This window comes from Frigoribacterium sp. PhB160 (assembly GCF_003751785.1).
Classification (GTDB): Bacteria; Actinomycetota; Actinomycetes; order Actinomycetales; family Microbacteriaceae; genus Frigoribacterium.
In genome coordinates this window covers 1,502,116-1,521,748 of sequence record NZ_RKIE01000001.1, presented here as the reverse complement: position 1 = coordinate 1,521,748, position 19,633 = coordinate 1,502,116, and the positions used below count along the sequence as shown (strand labels likewise).

At 71.7% G+C, this 19,633-nt stretch carries 19 protein-coding genes; 3 read left to right on the top strand and 16 right to left on the bottom strand.

Annotated features, from left to right (window positions below):
• Positions 1–3: 3 nt before the first annotated feature.
• The 4 genes from alaS to EDF38_RS07205 form a co-directional block, all read right to left on the bottom strand.
• The gene (alaS, locus tag EDF38_RS07220) at positions 4–2,676 is read right to left on the bottom strand and encodes an alanine--tRNA ligase (protein ID WP_123354616.1); all 2,673 of its coding nucleotides are present in this window, start codon (positions 2,674–2,676) and stop codon (positions 4–6) included.
• A gap of 65 nt (positions 2,677–2,741) precedes the next feature.
• The gene (locus EDF38_RS07215) at positions 2,742–2,942 is read right to left on the bottom strand and encodes a hypothetical protein (protein ID WP_123354615.1); all 201 of its coding nucleotides are present in this window, start codon (positions 2,940–2,942) and stop codon (positions 2,742–2,744) included.
• 148 nt (positions 2,943–3,090) lie between these two features.
• Complete coding sequence (rpsD, locus tag EDF38_RS07210) at positions 3,091–3,720, bottom strand: 30S ribosomal protein S4 (RefSeq protein WP_123354614.1); 630 nt, start codon at positions 3,718–3,720, stop codon at positions 3,091–3,093.
• A gap of 227 nt (positions 3,721–3,947) precedes the next feature.
• On the bottom strand, positions 3,948–5,348 hold the full coding sequence (locus EDF38_RS07205) for a replication-associated recombination protein A (RefSeq protein ID WP_123354613.1): 1,401 nt from the start codon (positions 5,346–5,348) through the stop codon (positions 3,948–3,950).
• Between the two features lie 91 nt (positions 5,349–5,439).
• Here EDF38_RS07205 and EDF38_RS07200 point away from each other — a divergent pair, with 91 nt between their 5' ends.
• The 3 genes from EDF38_RS07200 to EDF38_RS07190 all read left to right on the top strand — a co-directional run bounded on the left by EDF38_RS07200 (position 5,440) and on the right by EDF38_RS07190 (position 8,268).
• Entirely contained in the window at positions 5,440–6,219 is a 780-nt protein-coding gene (locus tag EDF38_RS07200) for a peptidylprolyl isomerase (RefSeq protein ID WP_199734604.1), read from the top strand.
• Positions 6,220–6,334: 115 nt separating this feature from the next.
• Positions 6,335–7,573: a DUF349 domain-containing protein gene (locus EDF38_RS07195; protein WP_199734602.1), complete on the top strand. Its 1,239-nt coding sequence runs from the start codon at positions 6,335–6,337 to the stop codon at positions 7,571–7,573.
• A gap of 92 nt (positions 7,574–7,665) precedes the next feature.
• Entirely contained in the window at positions 7,666–8,268 is a 603-nt protein-coding gene (locus tag EDF38_RS07190; RefSeq protein ID WP_123354610.1) for a hypothetical protein, read from the top strand.
• Here EDF38_RS07190 and EDF38_RS07185 read toward each other — a convergent pair.
• From EDF38_RS07185 to EDF38_RS07130, 12 genes are all read right to left on the bottom strand, one after another.
• Positions 8,255–10,546, bottom strand: coding sequence for a bifunctional (p)ppGpp synthetase/guanosine-3',5'-bis(diphosphate) 3'-pyrophosphohydrolase (locus EDF38_RS07185; protein ID WP_370275591.1), 2,292 nt, complete (start codon positions 10,544–10,546; stop codon positions 8,255–8,257). The two genes, EDF38_RS07190 and EDF38_RS07185, sit on opposite strands and share 14 nt — an antisense overlap.
• Positions 10,547–10,642: 96 nt before the next feature.
• On the bottom strand, positions 10,643–11,002 hold the full coding sequence (locus EDF38_RS07180; protein ID WP_123354609.1) for a rhodanese-like domain-containing protein: 360 nt from the start codon (positions 11,000–11,002) through the stop codon (positions 10,643–10,645).
• The gene (gene secF, locus EDF38_RS07175) at positions 10,999–12,012 is read right to left on the bottom strand and encodes a protein translocase subunit SecF (protein ID WP_123354608.1); all 1,014 of its coding nucleotides are present in this window, start codon (positions 12,010–12,012) and stop codon (positions 10,999–11,001) included. The genes EDF38_RS07180 and secF overlap by 4 nt, the downstream gene beginning before the upstream one ends.
• On the bottom strand, positions 12,012–13,766 hold the full coding sequence (gene secD / locus EDF38_RS07170; RefSeq protein ID WP_123354607.1) for a protein translocase subunit SecD: 1,755 nt from the start codon (positions 13,764–13,766) through the stop codon (positions 12,012–12,014). Before secD ends, secF begins: the two co-directional genes overlap by 1 nt.
• Positions 13,767–13,863: 97 nt before the next feature.
• The gene (yajC, locus tag EDF38_RS07165; protein WP_123354606.1) at positions 13,864–14,307 is read right to left on the bottom strand and encodes a preprotein translocase subunit YajC; all 444 of its coding nucleotides are present in this window, start codon (positions 14,305–14,307) and stop codon (positions 13,864–13,866) included.
• Positions 14,308–14,386: 79 nt separating this feature from the next.
• Positions 14,387–15,412: a Holliday junction branch migration DNA helicase RuvB gene (gene ruvB / locus EDF38_RS07160; RefSeq protein WP_123354605.1), complete on the bottom strand. Its 1,026-nt coding sequence runs from the start codon at positions 15,410–15,412 to the stop codon at positions 14,387–14,389.
• On the bottom strand, positions 15,409–16,023 hold the full coding sequence (ruvA, locus tag EDF38_RS07155) for a Holliday junction branch migration protein RuvA (protein WP_123354604.1): 615 nt from the start codon (positions 16,021–16,023) through the stop codon (positions 15,409–15,411). The genes ruvB and ruvA overlap by 4 nt, the downstream gene beginning before the upstream one ends.
• Positions 16,020–16,598 carry a crossover junction endodeoxyribonuclease RuvC gene (gene ruvC / locus EDF38_RS07150; RefSeq protein WP_123354603.1) on the bottom strand — a complete coding sequence of 193 codons (579 nt, stop codon included), beginning with the start codon at positions 16,596–16,598 and terminating at the stop codon, positions 16,020–16,022. Before ruvC ends, ruvA begins: the two co-directional genes overlap by 4 nt.
• Positions 16,599–16,608: 10 nt before the next feature.
• Positions 16,609–17,373 carry a YebC/PmpR family DNA-binding transcriptional regulator gene (locus EDF38_RS07145; RefSeq protein ID WP_123354602.1) on the bottom strand — a complete coding sequence of 255 codons (765 nt, stop codon included), beginning with the start codon at positions 17,371–17,373 and terminating at the stop codon, positions 16,609–16,611.
• A gap of 62 nt (positions 17,374–17,435) precedes the next feature.
• On the bottom strand, positions 17,436–18,059 hold the full coding sequence (pdxT, locus tag EDF38_RS07140) for a pyridoxal 5'-phosphate synthase glutaminase subunit PdxT (protein WP_123354601.1): 624 nt from the start codon (positions 18,057–18,059) through the stop codon (positions 17,436–17,438).
• Positions 18,049–18,969 carry a pyridoxal 5'-phosphate synthase lyase subunit PdxS gene (gene pdxS, locus EDF38_RS07135; RefSeq protein WP_123354600.1) on the bottom strand — a complete coding sequence of 307 codons (921 nt, stop codon included), beginning with the start codon at positions 18,967–18,969 and terminating at the stop codon, positions 18,049–18,051. Before pdxS ends, pdxT begins: the two co-directional genes overlap by 11 nt.
• Positions 18,970–18,996: 27 nt before the next feature.
• The gene (locus EDF38_RS07130; RefSeq protein WP_233572291.1) at positions 18,997–19,632 is read right to left on the bottom strand and encodes an HIT domain-containing protein; all 636 of its coding nucleotides are present in this window, start codon (positions 19,630–19,632) and stop codon (positions 18,997–18,999) included.
• Position 19,633 lies beyond the last annotated feature (1 nt).

Here is a 19,633-nt window from a genome sequence, read left to right as displayed (position 1 = left end):
GCCCTAGCCGCGCAGGGCGGCGACGATGCCGGCGAGAGCGGCCGGGACGGCCGACACGTCGGACCCGCCGCCCTGGGCCAGGTCGTCCTTGCCGCCGCCGCCGCCGCCGAGCACGCCCGCGGCGCCTCGCGCCAGCTGGCCGGCCTTGACGCCGTGTCGGCGGGCAGCGTCGGTGGTCGCGACGATGACGGCGGGCTTGCCCGCGACGTCGGCGGCGAGGGCCACGACCGAGGCCGAGCTCGCGCCGAGGCGCTCCCGGACGCTCGTCACGAGGGAGCGGAGGTCGTCCGTCGACTTCACGGAGCCGACGGACTCGGCCACCACGGTCAGGTCGCCCACCGAGGCCGCCTTCTCGACCAGGGCCGGCACCCGGGTGGCGAGCTGCGCCGACTCGAACTCGGCGATTCGCTTCTCCGCCGCCTTGAGGCTCGAGACGAGGTCGCCGATGCGCTCGGGCAGCTGCTCGCGCGGGGTCTTCAGCGACGAGGTCAGCTGCGAGACGATCGCCCGCTCGGCCGCGAAGTCGCGGAAGGCGTCCAGCCCGACCAGGGACTCGACGCGACGGTTGGTCGAGCCGACCGAGGCCTCGCTGACGAGGTTGATGATGCCGACCTGCGCGCTCGTCGCGACGTGGGTGCCGGCGCAGAGCTCGCGCGACCACGGGCCGCCGATGTCGACCATGCGGACGGTCTCGCCGTACTTCTCGCCGAAGAGGGCCATGGCGCCCATCGACCGGGCCTCGTCGAGGGGGAGCTCGCGCGTCACGACCTCGAGGTCGTCGCGGATCGCGCCGTTGGCGACCTCCTCGATCTCGGTGCGCGTGGCGGCGCTGAGGGGCTGGCTCCAGCTGAAGTCCAGGCGCATGTAGCCGGCCTTGTTGTACGAGCCGGCCTGGTGGGCCTCCTGCCCGAGCACCTCGCGCAGCGCCGCGTGGATCAGGTGGGTGGCCGAGTGGGCCTGGGTCGCGCCGCGGCGCCAGGCCGGGTCGACGACGCTCGTGGCGGCGTCGCCGACGCCCACCTCGCCCGACCGCACCTGCACGCGGTGGCTCACGAGGCCCTTGACGGGCTTCTGGACGTCGAGCACCTCGAGGTCGAACCCGGTGCCGACGATGCTGCCGGCGTCGGCCTCCTGCCCGCCGGACTCGGCGTACAGCGAGGTCTCGGCGAGGATCACCTCGGCGATGTCGCCCGCCACGGCCCGGTCGACGGACTCGCCGTCGACGATCAGCCCGAGCACGGTGGAGTCGGTGTCGAGCATGTCGTAGCCCGTGAAGACCGTCTCGCCGTGGGCGCGGAACGCGCTGTAGACGCTGAGGTCGGCCAGGGCGACCTTGCGCGACTTGGCGTCGGCCTTGGCGCGGGCCCGCTGTTCGCCCATCAGGCGGTCGAACGCCTCGCGGTCGACGCTGAGGCCGCTCTCCTCCGCGATCTCGAGGGTGAGGTCGATCGGGAATCCGAAGGTGTCGTGCAGCAGGAAGGCGGTGTCGCCGGCCAGCCGGGGCGCGACGCCCTCGCCGGCCCGGCGCTTCGTGTCGCCCACGGCGACGTCGAGGATGTCGGTGCCCGCCGCGAGGGTGCGGAGGAAGGTCTCCTCCTCGGCGAGGGCCAGGCGCGAGATGCGGTCGTAGTCGGCCTGGACCTCGGGGTAGGCGGCCTTCATGGCGTCACGGGACGCCGCGAACAGCGTGGCGAAGGTGGGGCCCTCGACGCCGAGCAGCCGCATGGAACGGATCGACCGGCGGAGCAGGCGGCGCAGGATGTACCCGCGGCCCTCGTTCGACGGTCGGACCCCGTCCGACATGAGCATGAGCGCGCTGCGGACGTGGTCGGCGATGACGCGCATGCGGACGTCGTCGTCGTGCACGGCGCCGTAGCGGCGACCCGACAGCTCCGCCGCGGCGTCGAGCACGGGCCTGACCTGGTCGATCTCGTACATGTTGTCGACGCCCTGCTTGAGGAACGCCACGCGCTCGAGGCCCATGCCGGTGTCGATGTTCTTGTTCGGCAGCTCGCGGACGATGTCGAAGTCGACCTTCGACCGCACGTTCTCGATCTGGTACTGCATGAACACGAGGTTCCAGATCTCGACGTAGCGGTCGTCGTCCGTGGCGGGGCCGCCGTCGACGCCGTAGGCCGGACCGCGGTCGAAGAAGATCTCCGAGCAGGGCCCTGCCGGGCCGGGCTGACCCGTGTGCCAGTAGTTGGACTCCTTGCCGAGGCGCTGGATGCGCTCGTCGGGCAGGCCCGCGACCTTCTTCCAGAGCTCGATCGCCTCGTCGTCCTCCTCGTAGACGGTGACCCAGAGGTCGTCGGGAGAGAAGCCGAGGCCGCCGGACTCCTCGCTCGAGGTCAGGAGCTCCCAGGCGTAGCCGATCGCCCCCTCCTTGAAGTAGTCGCCGAACGAGAAGTTGCCGTTCATCTGGAAGAACGTGCCGTGGCGCGGGGTCTTGCCCACTTCTTCGATGTCGTTCGTGCGGATGCACTTCTGCACGCTCGTCGCCCGGTGGTACGGCGTCGGCACGAGACCGGTGAGGTACGGGATGAACGGGACCATGCCGGCCACGGTGAAGAGCAGCGACGGGTCGTCGCTCACCAGCGAGGCGGACGGGACCACGGTGTGGCCTCGGTCGCCGAAGTAGTCGAGCCAGCGGCGGCGGATCTCAGCGGTCTTCATGGTTCTCCCGGTGGTGGGGACGGAGGGTGGGGCCGGACTGCGGGAGGCGCGGTGCGCGCCCCTGCTCAGCCGGCGGTCGTGGGGTCGGTCGCGCCGCGCAGCTCGGCCTCGCGGGTCTTGTACCCGTCGACGACCGCGGCCCGGAAGGACCGCACTCCCCCGTCGAGCTCGCCGAAGAGGCGGCGTCCGGCGGTGGTCTTGTTGAACTGGTGTGCGGCCGCGAAGCCCAGGACGACTCCGACGGACAGCAGGATCAGGCTCTTCACGGTGGACTCCTCACGGGTGGTCGCGGGGCGGGTCGCGGCACGACGGTCCAGCTTACCCAGTCGCCGCGGGCGCCCGCCGACGCCCCGGGGACGACGGAGGGAGCGAGCCACGTGCGTGGCTCGCTCCCTCGGTCGGTGCAGGTGCTGGCTAGCGGGCGGCGTAGTACTCGACGACCAGCTGGACCTCGCAGGTCACGGGGACCTCGACGCGCTTCGGGCGGCGCACGAGGCGCGCCTGGAGCTTGTCGATCTCGACCTCGAGGTAGCCCGGGACCTTGGGCAGGACGTCGACGTGACCGCCGGCGGCCGCGACCTGGAAGGGCTCCGTCTTCTCGGACTTCGCCTTGACGTGGATCATCTGACCCGGCTTGACGCGGAACGAGGGACGGTCGACGAGCTTGCCGTCGACGAGGATGTGGCGGTGCACGACCATCTGGCGGGCCTGCGCCGTGGTGCGGGCGAAGCCGGCGCGCAGGACGAGGGCGTCGAGACGGGTCTCGAGCAGCTCGACCAGGTTCTCACCGGTCAGGCCCGACGCCTTGCGGGCCTCGTTGAAGACGATCTTGAGCTGGGCCTCGCGGATGCCGTACTGGGCACGCAGGCGCTGCTTCTCGCGCAGGCGGACGGCGTAGTCGCTGTCGGTCTTGCGCTTGGTGCGGCCGTGCTCGCCGGGAGCGTAGGGACGCTTCTCGAGGTAGCGGGCGGCCTTCGGGGTGAGGGCGATGCCGAGAGCACGCGAGAGACGCGTCTTGCTCCGGGTGCGGGACTTGGTGGACATGCAGGTTCCTTCATGATCTTGTCGGTGGTGGTGTTCCGCCCGCCCGGCGCGCGAGCGCCGACGGGCATAACAAGAGGGGTGAGCGCCTCGGCGACGACCGGCTACAGGTCGTTCCGCCTCGATCGGGTCGTCGTGAGCAGCCGCACGTCGACGCCCCGAGTTCCAGGCAACCCCCCGAGCATACAGGAGAGCCCGCCCCGGGGCGAGAGCGACGCGGCCCCGGCGGGTCAGCCGCCGCGCGTGATCCGCCGCAGCTTCTCGAGCCGGGCCGCGACGTCGCGTTCGTTGCCGTTCGCCGTGGGGTCGTAGTAGGTCTGGCCGACGAGCTCGTCGGGGAGGTACTGCTGCTCGACGACGCCGAACTCGGAGTCGTGCGAGTACTTGTAGCCCTTGCCGTGGCCGAGGCGCTTCGCGCCCGGGTAGTGGGCGTCGCGGAGGTGCTTCGGCACGACCCCGGCCCGGCCGGCCCGCACGTCGGCGATCGCGGCGTCGAGGGCGCTGTACGACCGGTTCGACTTGGGTGCCGTGGCGAGGTAGACGACCGCCTCGGCCATCGGGATGCGTCCCTCGGGCATGCCGATCATCTGCACGGCGGTGGCGGCGGAGACGGCGACGGTGAGGGCGTTCGGGTCGGCCATGCCGATGTCCTCCGACGCCGAGACGATGATGCGGCGGCAGATGAAGCGCGGGTCCTCCCCCGCCTCGATCATGCGCGCCAGGTAGTGGAGCGCCGCGTCGACGTCCGAGCCGCGGACCGACTTGATGAACGCGCTGATGACGTCGTAGTGCTCGTCGCCGTTGCGGTCGTACCGGAGCAGGGCCCGGTCGACGGACTGCGCGACGGTCTCGGCCGTGATCACGGGACGACTGTCGCCCGGGTCGTCGTCGTACTCGGCGTCGGGATCGTAGTCGGCGCCGGGGTCGGCCGACGCCGCGCCTCCGGTCCCCTGCTCGGCCGCGGTCGCGGCCGCCGACTGCGCGGACGCCTCGAGGGCGGTGAGCGCTCGGCGCGCGTCGCCGGAGGCGAGCCGGACGATGGTCGCGAGGGCCTCGTCGTCGAGCACGACGCGGTCGTCGAGCCCGCGCGGGTCGTGCACGGCCCGGCGGACGAGGTCGGCGAGGTCGTCGTCGCTCAGCTGCTCGAGGGTCAGCAGCAGCGACCGCGAGAGGAGGGGCGTGATGACGGAGAACGACGGGTTCTCGGTCGTCGCCGCGATGAGGATCACCCAGCCGTTCTCGACGCCGGGCAGGAGGGCGTCCTGCTGCGCCTTCGTGAACCGGTGGATCTCGTCGAGGAAGAGCACGGTCGTCGTGCCGTACAGGTCTCGGTTCGACAGCGCCTTCTCCATGACCTGGCGGACGTCCTTGACCCCGGCGGTCACGGCGGACAGCTCGATGAACTGCCGCCCGGAGGTGTGGGCGATGGCCTGCGCCAGGGTCGTCTTGCCCGTGCCGGGCGGGCCCCAGAGGATGACCGAGACGGCGCCCTGCTCGCCCGACGTGTCGGAGGCGAGCGTGACGAGCGGCGAGCCGGGCCGGAGCAGGTGCCGCTGGCCGGCCACCTCGTCGAGGCTGGTGGGGCGCATGCGGACCGCGAGGGGGGTCGAGCTCTGCGGGAGCGGGCTCATGGGGCCCCATGGTAGACCGGGCCGCCGACACGGGACGACGGCCCGGCCCCGCTAGGGTCGACGGACCGACGGCCGAGACATGGAGGAACGCGTGGCACGGAGCGACAGGCACGACCGGGAGGCGCGGGCCCGGCTCCGCGGGTACACGGCACGGCAGCAGGTCCACGCGACCCAGCAGCGCCGGCGTCGCCGCGACGACGTGCTGGCGGTCGTGGGCGTCGTGGTCGTCGTCTCGCTCGCGGTCGTCGCCCAGGTGGTCTGGTACCAGGCGGACGACGGGTCGGAGGCCTCCGCGTCCGCGTCGGCCAGCGCCTCCACGGCCCCGGCCTCGACCGGCGACGTGCCGAGCTCCGACATCGCGGAGGGGCGCACCTGGACGGGCGAGCTCGACCTCAACGACGACGTGGTCCTCGGCATCTCCCTCGACGGCGCCGCCGCGCCGCAGGCGGCCTCGGTGGTCATCGACCTGATCCGGGACGGCTTCTACACGGGGACCGCGTGCCACCGCATGAGCGACGCCCCGACGGCCGAGTTCATCCAGTGCGGCTCGGCGAACGGCGACGGCACCGGCGACGCCGGCTTCACCTTCGGCCCCTTGGAGAACGTGCCGGCCGACGGCACCTACCCCGCGGGCACCATCGCGATGGCACGGGGCACCGACCCCGACTCGCAGTCGACGCAGTTCTTCGTCACCTACGGGGACACGCAGCTCGACGCCTCGACCGGCGGCTACACCGTCGTGGGCCAGGTCACGAGCGGGCTCGACCAGCTCACCGCGAACGTGACCGACGCCGGGCTCACGCCCGGCACCAGCGACACGGACGGCGCACCCGTCGTCCCGACCACCATCACGGGCGCGAGCGTCGAGTAGTCGCCCGGGCGGTCCCTCCCGGCGGGAGTAGGCCCTCGGGGCCGCCGGTGCAATAGGCTGGGCACCCATCGCGGGGGCTCGTCCTGGGCGCCGCGACGAGCACCTCCAGCAAGGGATGACAGTGGCTACTGACGATCAGGCACCCTGGGGCCGAGTCGACGACGACGGCACCGTGTACGTGCGCGAGGGCGACGGCGAACGTGCCGTGGGGCAGTACCCCGACGCCACGCCCGCCGAGGCCCTCGCCTACTACGAGCGCAAGTTCACCGAGCTCGCCGGGCAGGTGACCCTGCTCGAGCAGCGCGTCAAGCGCGGGGCGTCGGCCGCCGACGTCACCAAGACGGTGAAGCACCTTCGGCAGCTGCTGAGCGAGCCGAGCGCCGTCGGCGACGTGGAGGCCCTCCGCACCCGCCTGGGCGCCCTCGACTCCACCGTCGACGAGCTGAACGAGAAGCAGAGCGCCGAGAACCAGGCCGCGCTGGCCGAGGCCGTCGCCTACCGCACGTCGCTCGTCGTCGAGGCCGAGACCCTCGCCGCGCAAGATCCGGCTCGCGTGCAGTGGAAGCAGGTCACGGCGTCGGTCGACGACATCTTCGCCCGCTGGCAGAAGCACCAGCAGGACGGCCCGCGCATCCCCAAGGGCGAGGGCAACGACCTGTGGAAGCGCTTCCGCGCGGCCCGGTCGACCATCGACCAGCACCGCAAGGCGTTCTACGCCGAGCTCGACAGCACGCACCGCGAGGCCCGCCAGCGCAAGCAGGCCCTCGTCGAGGCGGCCGACGCGCTCGCGACGCGGGGCTCCGACGGCATCCCCGAGTACCGTCACCTGCTCGACGACTGGAAGCGTGCCGGTCGCGCCGGCAAGAAGTACGACGACGCCCTCTGGGCCCGGTTCAAGCGGGCGGGCGACGTGCTGTACGCCGCCAAGGGCGAGGTCGCCGCGCAGGACGACGCCGAGTTCGAGGGCAACCTCGCGCAGAAGCTCGAGCTGCTCGACGAGGCCGAGAAGATCCTCGCCGTCACCGACCGGGTCACGGCTCGCGAGCAGCTCACGAGCGTCCAGCTCCGCTGGGACGAGATCGGTCGCGTGCCGCGCGCCCAGCTCCGCCCCGTGGAGGACCGCCTCCGCAAGGTCGAGTCGCACGTCCGGGAGCTCGACGAGCAGTTCTGGGAGAAGAACAACCCGGAGCGCAAGGCGCGGTCCGAGGGGCTCGCCAGCCAGCTGCAGGACGCCATCACCAAGCTCGAGGACGAGCTGGCGGCGGCCGAGGCCGGCGGCGACGCCCGCAAGATGAAGGAGGCCCGCGAGGCCCTCGACGCCCGCAAGGTCTGGCTCGACGCCCTCGGGTCCTGATCGCTCCTGCTCGGCACGACGACCGCCCGGCGCTCTCCACAGGAGGCGCCGGGCGGTTCGTCGTCCCGGGCACGGTGCGCCAAGCTGGGTCGGTGAACCCCCGCCTGCCCCGGCTGCTCTCCCCCGACGACCTCCCCGAGGTCGAGCTGCGCGCGGCCGCGCTCGACGGCGAGGTCTACGCGGTCGGCGGGCGCTGGTCGTCGGTCGCCGACGTCGACGACGCGTGGGCGCGGGCGTCGTCGCTGGTCGACGACCTGGGCACGCGGACGGTGGCCGCGCGAGGCACGGCGGCGTGGGTCTGGGGGACGCAGGCCGCGCCTCCTCGTGCCCTCGACGCGGTGGTGCGGTCGACGGCGCGCCACCACCTCGCCGGTCCCCGGGTGCGGGTCGGCGAGGTGCTGATCGACGACGACGAGATCGTCGTGCTCGGGGAGGTGTCGGTCACGTCGCCCGAGCGCACCGTGCTCGACCTCGTCCGTGACGACGAGTGGGGACCGGCCGGGGCCGAGACGGTCCGACGGCTCGTCGCCGAGCAGCAGGTCGACGTGCGTCGCGTCCTCGCCCTGGCCCGCCGCCGTCCCGGTGCCGTCAACAGCCTGCGCGGGGCGGAGCGGCTCCGCTCCATCGTCGACCCCGCGCCCGCGTCCCCGGCCGGGCGGCGGGCCCTGCCGGCGACGCCGGTCAGCCGGCGCTGACCCGGTAGACGTCGTACACGGCGTCGATGCGGCGGACGGCGTTCAGCACGCGGTCGAGGTGGGTCGTGTCGCCCATCTCGAAGACGAACCGGCTGATGGCCAGGCGCTCGTCCGAGGTCGAGACGTTCGCCGACAGGATGTTGACGTGGTGCTCGGACAGGACGCGCGTGACGTCGGAGAGCAGGCCGCCGCGGTCGAGCGCCTCGATCTGGATCTGGACGAGGAAGACGCTCTTGGACGAGGGGGCCCACTCGACCTCGATCATGCGCTCGGGCTCCTTCATGAGGCCCTGCACGTTGTGGCAGCTCGACTGGTGGACGCTGACGCCCTGGCCTCGCGTCACGAAGCCGACGATCTGGTCGCCCGGCACCGGCGTGCAGCACTTGGCGAGCTTCACGAGGATGTCGGGGGCGCCGCGGACGAGCACTCCCGAGTCGCTGTTGCGGAGCGGACGCGCGACGCCCTTGCGCGGGAACTCGAACTCGCCCTCGTCGACCTCGTCCTGCTGGACCGCGCCGAGGATCTTCTCGATGACGGACTGCGTCGAGATGTGCCCCTCGCCGACCGCCGCGTAGAGGCTCGACACGTCGTCGTAGCGCAGCTGCGAGGCGACCTCGGCGATGCTGTCCTGGTTCATCAGCTTCTGCAGCGGCAGGTTCTGCTTGCGCATGGCCCGCGCGATGGCGTCCTTGCCCTGCTCGATCGCCTCGTCGCGGCGCTCCTTGGTGAACCACTGCCGGATCTTGTTGCGCGCCCGGGGGCTCTTGACGAAGGTCAGCCAGTCCTGGCTCGGCCCGGAGTCGGGGTTCTTCGACGTGAAGACCTCCACGACGTCGCCGCTCGAGAGCACGCTCTCGAGCGGGATGAGCCGACCGTTGACCTTGGCGCCCATCGTGCGGTGGCCCACCTCGGTGTGCACCGCGTAGGCGAAGTCGACCGGGGTCGCTCCGGAGGGCAGGCCGATGACCTTGCCCTGGGGCGTGAAGACGTAGACCTCCTTCGCGCCGATCTCGAAGCGGAGGCTGTCGAGGAACTCCCCCGGGTCGGCCGTCTCGGCCTGCCAGTCGGAGATGTGGGCGAGCCACGCCATGTCGGTCTCGGTGCGCACGCCCGTGCCGGCGTCGTCGCGTCCGCCGTTCATGCGCTGCTTGTACTTCCAGTGCGCGGCGACGCCGAACTCCGCTCGCTGGTGCATCTCGTGCGTGCGGATCTGGATCTCGATCGGCCGGCCCTTCGGACCGATGACCGTGGTGTGCAGCGACTGGTAGAGGTTGAACTTCGGCGTCGCGATGTAGTCCTTGAAGCGTCCCGGCAGCGGGTTCCACCGGGCGTGGATCGAGCCGAGCACGGCGTAGCAGTCCCGCAGGGAGCTGACGAGCACGCGGATGCCCACGAGGTCGTAGATCTCGTCGAACTCGCGCCCGCGCACGATCATCTTCTGGTAGATCGAGTAGTACTGCTTCGGCCTGCCGACGACGTCGCCGCGGATCTTCGTCGACTTCAGGTCGGACTTCACCGCGTCGATGACGTTCTGCACGAACTGCTCTCGCTGCGGCGTCCGCTGCTTCACGAGGTTGTCGATCTCGACGTAGAGCTTCGGGTGGAGCACGGCGAACGAGAGGTCCTCCAGCTCCCACTTGATCGCCTGGATGCCGAGGCGGTGTGCGAGCGGCGCGTAGATCTCCAGCGTCTCGGTCGCCTTGCGCGTCGCGGAGGCCGACTCGACGAAGCCCCAGGTGCGGGCGTTGTGGAGGCGGTCGGCGAGCTTGATGACGAGCACGCGGATGTCCTTCGACATCGCGACGACCATCTTGCGGACGGTCTCGGCCTGGGCCGAGTCGCCGTACTTCAGCTTGTCGAGCTTGGTCACGCCGTCGACGAGCATGGCGATCTCGTCGCCGAAGTCGCGCTGCAGCATGTCGAGCGTGTAGTCGGTGTCCTCGACGGTGTCGTGGAGCAGCGCGGCGGCGATGGTCTTCGACCCGATGCCGAGGTCGGCGAGGATCTGCGCGACGGCGACGGGGTGCGTGATGTAGGGCTCGCCGCTCTTGCGCAGCTGGCCCGTGTGGGCACGCTCGGCGACCGAGTACGCCCGCTCGATGACGACGAGGTCGGCCTTCGGGTGGTGCAGCCGCACGGTCTTGACGAGGCGGTCGACCGCCCCGGCGGGCTGGCTGCGCGAGAACAGCCGGGGCAGCAGGGTCCGGAGGGAGGCGGTGTTGCCCGCCTGGGCGGCGTCGGCCGAGGCCGCGTCGTTCCTCGTGGTGATCTCGGTCACGGCCGGGCCTCGCTCTCAGGAGATGGCCTGCGCCGCGTCGTCGGGAGGCCAGGGGCCCCGGCGCAGGACCGTGCGGACAACACTACGACCTCGGGATCAGTCCACCGACGGCTCGGCGCCGCTGTCGCTGGTGAGTTCGCCCTGGGCGTCGCGCCACGCGAGCATGCCGCCCTCGACGTTGACGGCCCGGTGGCCGGCCCGGCGAAGCGCCGCCGAGGCCCGCATCGACCTCATCCCGGCGTGGCAGACGACGAGCACGTCGCGGTCGGTGGGCACCTCGTCGAGGCGCTCGGCCAACTCGGACAGCGGCACCAGCACCGCCTGGGGCGCGTGCCCGGCATCCCATTCGGACTGCTCACGGACGTCGAGCAGGTACGCGCCCGACCGGACGAGCTCGACGGCCTCGGCTGCCGAGACGTCGGGGAAGTCGCCGGAGGCGCGGCTCGCGTCGGTCACGACGTCACCGACGCCGACTCGGTCGCCGCCGCGGCCGTGGCGGACGCCTCGCGTTTGCGGTCGTCGCGCTTCTTGATCTCGGGCTCCCGGAGGCGGAGGGTCGCGTAGAGCGGGGACGCGATGAAGATCGTCGAGTACGTGCCGACGAGGATGCCGATGAAGAGCGCCAGCGAGATGTCGCGCAGGGTGCCCGCGCCCAGGACGAACGCGCCGATGAAGAGGATCGCCGCGACCGGCAGCAGGGCGACGACCGACGTGTTGATCGACCGCACGAGGGTCTGGTTGACCGCGAGGTTGATCGACTGCCCGAAGGTGCGCCGCGAGCCCTCGCCGTCCTCCGAGGTGTTCTCGCGGATCTTGTCGAAGACGACGACCGTGTCGTAGAGCGAGTAGCCGAGGATGGTGAGGAAGCCGATCACGGCGGCCGGGGTGACCTCGAAGCCGACGATGCCGTAGATGCCCGCCGTCAGCACCAGGTCGTGCAGCAGGGCGGTCATGGCGGCCAGGGACATCTTCCAGGTGCGGAAGTACAGCGTCATGCCGATCGCGGCCAGGATGAGGAAGATGACGAGGCCCTTGATGGCCTGGCCCGTGATGTCGGCGCCCCACGATGCGCCGATGAACGACGAGGTGACGCGGTCGGTCGGGACGTCGTAGGCCGTGGCGAGGGCGTCGGCGAGGTCGTTGGTCTGCGAGGCCTCGAGCTGCGAGGTCTGGATGCGGATCGTGTCGCTGCCGACCTGGGTCACGCGGGGGTTCGACCCGGGCACGGTGTCCTCGACCGTGTCGGTCGCGATGTCCTGGTCGAGCGACGCGGGCTGCGCGACCTGGAACTCGGAGCCGCCGGTGAACTCGATGCCGAAGTGGAAGCCGCCCCGGAGGAAGGGCACCGTCGCCGAGATGATGATGACGATGGCGGCGACGACGTACCAGGTGCGGCGTCGACCGACGATGTCGTAGGAGCGGGCCCCCGTGTAGAGGTCGTTCCCGAACTTCGAGAAACTGGCCATCAGGAGTCCTTCCCTTCGGTGCGCGTCGTGTCGTCGACACGGTCGCCGTTCTTCTCGGCGGCTCGTCGCTCCGCGATGGTCTGGCGCTTGACGGCCTCGCGGCCGCCCGCGCCCTTGCGGGCACCGACCGTGGCCGGCGTGCGGAACTGGGCCCGGCCCCGGTAGACGGCGCCGAGCGCGCGCGGGTCGAGGCCGCTGAACGCGTGCCCCTCGCCGAAGAAGCGCGTGCGGGCGATGAGCTGGAGCATGGGGTGCGTGAACAGCGACACGACGATCAGGTCGATCACCGTCGTGATGCCGAGCGTCAGCGCGAAGCCCTTGACGTTGCCGACCGCGAGGATGAAGAGCGTGATCGCGGCGAGGAAGTTGACCGTGTCGGAGGCGATGATGGTGCGGATCGCGCGCCGCCAGCCGGACTCGACCGCGGACTCGAGGATGCGCCCGTCGCGGAGCTCGTCGCGGATGCGCTCGAAGTACACGATGAAGGAGTCGGCCGTGATGCCGATCGCGACGATGAGGCCCGTCACGCCGGCGAGCGAGAGCCGGTAGCCCTCGCGCCAGGACAGGATCGCGATGACCAGGTAGGTGAGGACGGCGGCGATGACGAGCGACAGGACCGTCACGAAGGCCAGGGCCCGGTATTGGATGAGCGAGTAGATGACCACGAGGATCAGGCCGATGAGCCCCGCGATGAGACCGCTCACGAGCTGCGTCTGACCGAGGGTGGCGGTGATGTTCTCGTTGCTCTGGACCGAGAAGCTGATCGGCAGGGCGCCGAACTTGAGCTGGTCGGCGAGGGTCTTCGACGACTCCTGCGTGAACGAGCCGGTGATCTGCGCGTTGCCGTCGGTGATGGCGGCGTTGGCCGACGGCGCGGTGATGACCTGGTTGTCGAGCGTGACGGCGAACTGGTTCTGGGGCGCCGTGAGCGAGACGAGGCGCGAGGTGACGTCGCTGAACTGCTCGGTGCCCTGGCGGTCGAACTCGAGGTTGACGGCCCAGGTGTTGGTCGAGTTGCCCTGCGAGTCGGTGGCGAGGCCGTTCGTGGCGTCGCTGATCTCGCTGCCCTGCACCTCGACCGGGCCGAGGATGAACTTCGCCGTGCCGTCGGTCGAGCAGGTGACCAGGGGCTCGTCGTCGCTCGCCGTGGCGAGGTCGTTGTCGGCCGCGCAGTCGTAGTTCGTGTACTCGTCGGCGAGCTGCTCGGTGATCCAGTTCAGGTCGGAGGCGTTGGTCGGCGACGCCGTCGGGGTCGAGTTCAGGTCGGGGTTCGGCGTGTACGGGGTGGGCGACGGGCTGGCGGTCGCGCCGTCCTCGCCGCCGACCGCGGCCGCGCTGACGGCCTCGGTGTAGAGGACGGGCCGGAAGGCGAGCTTGGCCGAGGCCTCGATGCGCTCGAGCGTCGCGTTGTCGGGGCGGCCGGGGATCGAGACGACGATGTTCTGCGAGCCCTGGCGCGTGATCTCGGCCTCGGAGACGCCGGAGGAGTCGATGCGCTGGCGGATGATCGTCACGGCCTGGTCGAGCTGCTGGCTCGAGACCGTCTCGCCGCTCGCCAGCTGCGCCGCGAGGGTGATCTGCGTGCCGCCCTGCAGGTCGAGGGCCAGCTCGGGCACCCAGCTGGCCCCGGCGGCCCAGTCGGCCTTGCCGTTGAGCAGCGTCGCGGTGCCGTTGAGGGCCGTGAGGCCGGCGATGATGACCAGCAACCAGGTCAGGGAACGTAGGGCCTTCTTCACCGGCGTCGAGCGTGCCACGGAGGAACTCTGCTTTCTCATGGGTGCGCGCGCTCGGGAGCGAGCGCGCGCGGTGATCGGACCCGGTCGGCCTGTCGCGACCGGGACGGTCGGCGGGTCAGGCGGTGTGCGGCTTGTCGGAGTCGCCGGCGGGCCGGGTCGTCGACGAGGAGTCGAGGCGGTCGTCGTCGACGACGGACTCGGCACGCTCGCCGTACGTCGGCTTCGTCAGGTCGAGGGGGGCCTCGTCGGCGGTGCGCGCGTCGAGGGGGACGACGTCGTCGGTGGCGTCGTCGACGACGACCGGCTCGACGACGCGGCCGAGGGTCTGGCGGTGCACCTTGACGATCGTGCCGGGCGAGACCTCGACCTCGGCGACGTTGGTCTCGTCGTCGATCGAGACGACGGTGCCGTAGAGGCCGAAGGTCAGCATGACCTCGACGCCGGGGACCATCTTGGTCGCCAGCTCGGCCTGCGTGCGGTCGCGCTTGCGCTTGTTGCGGAACATGAAGAAGACGAGGACCACCAGGAGGAGGACCATGACGATCGTTGTGGCGTCCATGGGGAACTGCCTTTCGAAGCTCGGAGGGTGAGGCCGGCGGCGGCCCGGTCAGGGCTGCCTGACGTCCGGCCTCCGGAGATCATAGTTCATCGCCGAACAGCGCCCCTGAACCGCGCTGCAGGCCGAAGTGGCGCCAGGCCGCGGGGGTCGCCACGCGTCCGCGCGGGGTGCGGGTCAGGAGGCCCGCCCGGACGAGGAAGGGCTCGACGACGGACTCGACGGTGTCGGCCTCCTCGCCGACCGACACCGAGAGGGTGCCGAGGCCGACGGGGCCGCCGTCGAAGCGGGTGAGGACGGTCGTCATCACCTCGCGGTCGAGCCGGTCGAGGCCGAGGCCGTCGACGTCGTAGAGGTCGAGGGCGGCGCGGACCGTCTCGAGGTCGGCCCGGCGGTCGTGCACGAGCGCGAAGTCGCGGACCCGCCGCAGCAGGCGGTTGGCGATGCGGGGGGTGCCGCGGCAGCGCCCGGCGATCTCGGCCAGCGCCTCCCCGTCGATCGGGACGTCGAGGAGGGCCGCCGCCCGCCGGAGCACCTCGGTGAGCTCGGCGTCGTCGTAGAACTCGAGGTGGGCGGTGAAGCCGAACCGGTCGCGGAGCGGGTTCGGCAGCATGCCGCTGCGCGTGGTCGCGCCGACGAGCGTGAACGGCGAGAGCTCGAGCGGGATGCTCGTGGCCCCCGCGCCCTTGCCGACCATGATGTCGATGCGGAAGTCCTCCATCGCGAGGTAGAGCATCTCCTCCGCCGAGCGGGCCATGCGGTGGATCTCGTCGATGAAGAGCACCTCGCCGGGCACGAGGGCCGACAGGACGGCCGCGAGGTCGCCGGCGTGCTGGATCGCGGGCCCCGACGACATGCGGAGCGGCCGTGCGCTCTCGTGGGCGACGATCATCGCGAGCGTCGTCTTGCCGAGACCGGGAGGCCCGGCCAGCAGGATGTGGTCGGGGGCCCGCCCCTGCATCGCCGCGGCCTTGAGCAGGAGCTCGAGCTGGCCCCGCACCTTCTTCTGCCCGACGAACTCGCCCAGCGAGGTGGGCCGGAGGGCGCCCTCGAACGCGAGCTCGGCGTCGGACTCGACCGTCGGGCGCGTGACGTCGGCGTCGGTCACGAGCGCCCGCCGGCGGGCTTCTGCGGCCCGAGGTGGCCGAGGGCCGCGCGGAGGAGGGTCGGCACGGCGAGGGCGACGTCGGGGCCGCGGTCGGCGACCACGGAGTCGACGGCCGACTGGGCCTCGCGCTCGGACCAGCCGAGGCCCACGAGGGCCACGAGCACGTCGGCCGTCGTGGAGTTCGTCGCGGTGACGCTCGGGGCCGAGGGCGCGACGTCGAGCTTGCCGGTCAGCGAGAGGACGATGAGCTTCGCGGTCTTCGGGCCGATGCCGGAGACGCGGCGGAAGGCCGCGTCGTCCTCGTCGGCGACGGCCTGCGCGACCTGGGCGGGGCTGAGGTGCCCGAGCACGCCCTGGGCCGACTTCGGGCCGACCCCGGTGACGCCGCGGAGCAGGTCGAACACCGCGAGCTCCTCCGCCTCGGCGAACCCGAAGAGCGAGAGGTCGTCCTCGCGGACGACGAGGGCCGTGTGGAGGCGCGTGGCGTCGCCGACGCGGAGGGTCAGCGCCAGCTGGGCCGTCACCCCGACCCGCAGGCCCACTCCCCCGACCTCGACGACGACCGTGGTGCCGGAGGCGGACAGCACGGTGCCGCGGACGCTCGAGATCATGCACCCAGCCTAGGAGTGCGGAGGGACTTCTCCGCCTCGCGCCACGCTCGCTGGGCCGGGGTCAGGCCACCGGACGGGGAGGCGGGGGTCGGCACCCCGCCGCGGCGCCACGCGTGGCAGATGGCGAGCGCGAGGGCGTCGGCGGCGTCGGCCGGCCTCGGCGCCTCGGCGAGGCCGAGCAGCCGGGCCACCATCGCGCCGACCTGCTTCTTGTCGGCGGAGCCGTAGCCGGTGACGGCGGCCTTGACCTCGGAGGGCGTGTGCATGGCGACGGGCACGGACCGCTCGGCGGCGGCCCGCAGGGCGATGCCGCTGACCTGGGCGACGCCCATCACGGACCGCAGGTTCGCCTGGGCGAACACCTGCTCGATGGCGACCGCGTCGGGCCGGTGCTCGTCCATGAGCTCCTCGACGCCGCGGCCGATGGTCATCAGCCGCTGCTCGAGCGGGGCGTCGGGCGCGGACCGGACGACCGTGACGGCGACGAGGGTCGCCCGTCGCCCGGCGTCGACCTCGACCACGCCGACGCCGCAGCGGGTGAGGCCGGGGTCGATGCCGAGCACCCGGAGCGACACGCGAGCCGGCTCAGTCGTCGTCGTCGTCGAGCTGCGCCTGCACGTCGGCCGGCACGTCGACGTTGGCGTAGACGTTCTGCACGTCGTCGTCGTCGTCGAGCGCGTCGATGAGGCGGAACACCTTGCGGGCCGTGTCGACGTCGACCTCGATCTTGAGGCCGGGCACGAACTCGACGTCGGCCGAGTCGTAGTCGATGCCGGCCTCCTGCAGCGCGGTGCGCGTGGGGACCAGGTCGGACGGCTCGGTGACGATCTCGAAGCCCTCGCCGCGATCGGTCACCTCCTCGGCGCCGGCGTCGAGGACGGCGGCGAGCACGTCGTCCTCGGTCAGCTCGTCGGTCTTCATGACGGCGATGACGCCCTTGCGGCTGAAGTTGTAGGCGACGCTGCCGGGGTCGGCCATGGTGCCGCCGTTGCGCGACATGACCGTGCGCACGTTGGCGGCGGCGCGGTTCTTGTTGTCGGTGAGGCACTCGATCAGCAGGGCGACGCCGTTGGGGCCGTAGCCCTCGTACATGATCGTCTGGTAGTCGACGACCTCGCCGCTGAGGCCGGCACCGCGCTTGACCGCGCGATCGATGTTGTCGTTGGGGACCGACGTCTTCTTGGCCTTCTGGACCGCGTCGACGAGGGTCGGGTTGCCCGACATGTCGGCGCCGCCCTGCTTGGCGGCGACCTCGATGTTCTTGATGAGCTTGGCGAACGACTTGGCGCGACGGCTGTCGATGACGGCCTTCTTGTGCTTGGTCGTGGCCCACTTGGAATGCCCGGACACGGTGCTCCTCACTTCCGGTGACAGATCCGGATCAGTGTACCGGCAGGAGGAGCGCGGCCCCGTCAGCGAGCGGCGTGCGCCGTCGCCTTCTGCAGCAGGAGCGCGTGGAAGCGGAGGTCGGCCGTGACCTCGGGGTGGAACGACGTGCCGAGGAGCGCGCCCTGCTCGACCGCGACCACGCGGCCGTCGTCGAGCACGCCGATCGCGGTCGCGCGCGGCCCGACGTCGACGACGACGGGGGCGCGGATGAAGACCGCGTGCACGGGGGGCTGCCCGAGGGTCGGCACCTCGAGGTCGGTCTCGAAGCTCTCGTTCTGGGCGCCGAAGGCGTTCCGCCGGACGGAGACGTCGAGACCGCCGATGGTGCGCTGGGTGGTCGGGGCGTCGACCAGCCGGTCGGCGAGCATGATCAACCCGGCACACGTGCCGTAGACGGGCAGCCCGTGGTCGATCGCGTCGCGGAGCGGCCCGGCCATGCCGAAGGTGCGCGAGAGCTTGTCCATGACCGTGGACTCGCCGCCGGGGATGACGAGGCCGGAGACCGCCGCGAGCTCGTCGGGGCGGCGCACGGGGACGGCCTCGGCTCCGAGCGACGTCAGGACCGCGAGGTGCTCGCGGACGTCGCCCTGGAGCGCGAGGACCCCGACCCGGGTGCGCCGCGCCTCCGTCTGCTGGTTACCAGCCACGCTCGGCGAGACGGTGCGGCGCCGGCAGGTCGGGCACGTTGATGCCGACCATGGCCTCGCCGAGCCCGCGGGACGCGTCGGCGACGACCTGCGGGTCGTCGAAGAAGGTCGTCGCCTTGACGATGGCGGCGGCGCGCTCGGCGGGGTTGCCGGACTTGAAGATGCCCGAGCCGACGAACACGCCGTCGGCGCCGAGCTGCATCATGAGCGCGGCGTCGGCCGGGGTGGCGACCCCGCCCGCCGTGAAGAGCACGACGGGGAGCGTGCCGGTCTCGGCGACCTCGGCGACGAGGTCGTAGGGCGCCTGGAGCTCCTTCGCGGCGACGTAGAGCTCGTCGCGCTTGAGGCCCTGCAGCTGGGCGATCTCCTTCGAGATGGTGCGGATGTGCTTGGTGGCCTCGGACACGTCGCCCGTGCCCGCCTCGCCCTTGGAGCGGATCATGGCCGCGCCCTCGGTGATGCGGCGCAGTGCCTCGCCGAGGTTCGTCGCGCCGCAGACGAAGGGGGTGGTGAACTTCCACTTGTCGATGTGGTTGACGTAGTCGGCCGGGCTCAGCACCTCGGACTCGTCGATGTAGTCGACGCCCAGGGTCTGCAGGATCTGCGCCTCGACGAAGTGGCCGATGCGGGCCTTGGCCATGACCGGGATCGACACCGCCGCGATGATCTCGTCGATCATGTCGGGGTCGCTCATGCGGGCGACGCCGCCCTGCGAGCGGATGTCGGCGGGGACCCGCTCGAGGGCCATGACGGCGACGGCACCGGCCTCCTCCGCGATCTTCGCCTGCTCGACGTTCACGACGTCCATGATGACGCCGCCCTTGAGCATCTCGGCGAGGCCGCGCTTGACGCGGTCGGAGCCGGTCGTGCTGGTGGTGGACGGGGCGGGGGCAGGGGTGCTGTCGGTCATGATGATCCCTACTTTACGCGCAGCGGGTCAGGTGCGGGGCGCGGAGGCGGCCGTCGCGTCGGGCGGGCCGGACGGCGCGGGCCACGCGGACGAGAGGGCCTCACGGACGTCGCCGAGCAGCTGGGTCACCGCCTTCGTCTGGGCGATGATCGGGAAGAAGTTCGAGTCGCCGCCCCAGCGCGGCACGACGTGCTGGTGCAGGTGGTCGGCGATGCCGGCGCCGCCGACCGAGCCCTGGTTCATGCCGAGGTTGAAGCCCTGCGCGTGCGAGACCTCGCGGACCACCCGCATGGCCGTCTGCGACAGGGCGCCGATCTCGGCGACCTCGGCGGGGGTCGCCAGGTCGTAGGTCGAGATGTGGCGGTAGGGGCAGACGAGCAGGTGCCCGGGGTTGTACGGGAACAGGTTGAGCAGCACGTAGGCGTGCTCGCCCCGCGCGACGATGAGGGCCTCCTCGTCGCCCTTGCCCGGTGCCGCGCAGAACGGGCAGTCGTCGTCGTGCGCGCCCTGGCCCTTCTCGACGTAGACGGCCCGGTGCGGGGTCCAGAGCCGCTGGAACGCGTCGGGCGCCGCCGCGAACCCGTCTGACGACTCGAACCCGCCCGACGACTCGGACCCGCCCGACGACCCGGCACCGTCCGACAGCGGGCCGCCCTCCCCCACG

What these genes read in the sequence shown, in the direction of transcription:
- pdxS (WP_123354600.1), bottom strand. Translation starts at nt 18,969, where the DNA reads ATGACCGACAGCACCCCTGCCCCCGCCCCGTCCACCACCAGCACGACC.
- alaS (WP_123354616.1), bottom strand. Translation starts at nt 2,676, where the DNA reads ATGAAGACCGCTGAGATCCGCCGCCGCTGGCTCGACTACTTCGGCGAC.
- rpsD (WP_123354614.1), bottom strand. Translation starts at nt 3,720, where the DNA reads ATGTCCACCAAGTCCCGCACCCGGAGCAAGACGCGTCTCTCGCGTGCT.
- ruvA (WP_123354604.1), bottom strand. Translation starts at nt 16,023, where the DNA reads ATGATCTCGAGCGTCCGCGGCACCGTGCTGTCCGCCTCCGGCACCACG.
- secF (WP_123354608.1), bottom strand. Translation starts at nt 12,012, where the DNA reads ATGGCCAGTTTCTCGAAGTTCGGGAACGACCTCTACACGGGGGCCCGC.
- yajC (WP_123354606.1), bottom strand. Translation starts at nt 14,307, where the DNA reads ATGGACGCCACAACGATCGTCATGGTCCTCCTCCTGGTGGTCCTCGTC.
- EDF38_RS07205 (WP_123354613.1), bottom strand. Translation starts at nt 5,348, where the DNA reads ATGAGCCCGCTCCCGCAGAGCTCGACCCCCCTCGCGGTCCGCATGCGC.
- EDF38_RS07195 (WP_199734602.1), top strand. Translation starts at nt 6,335, where the DNA reads ATGACAGTGGCTACTGACGATCAGGCACCCTGGGGCCGAGTCGACGAC.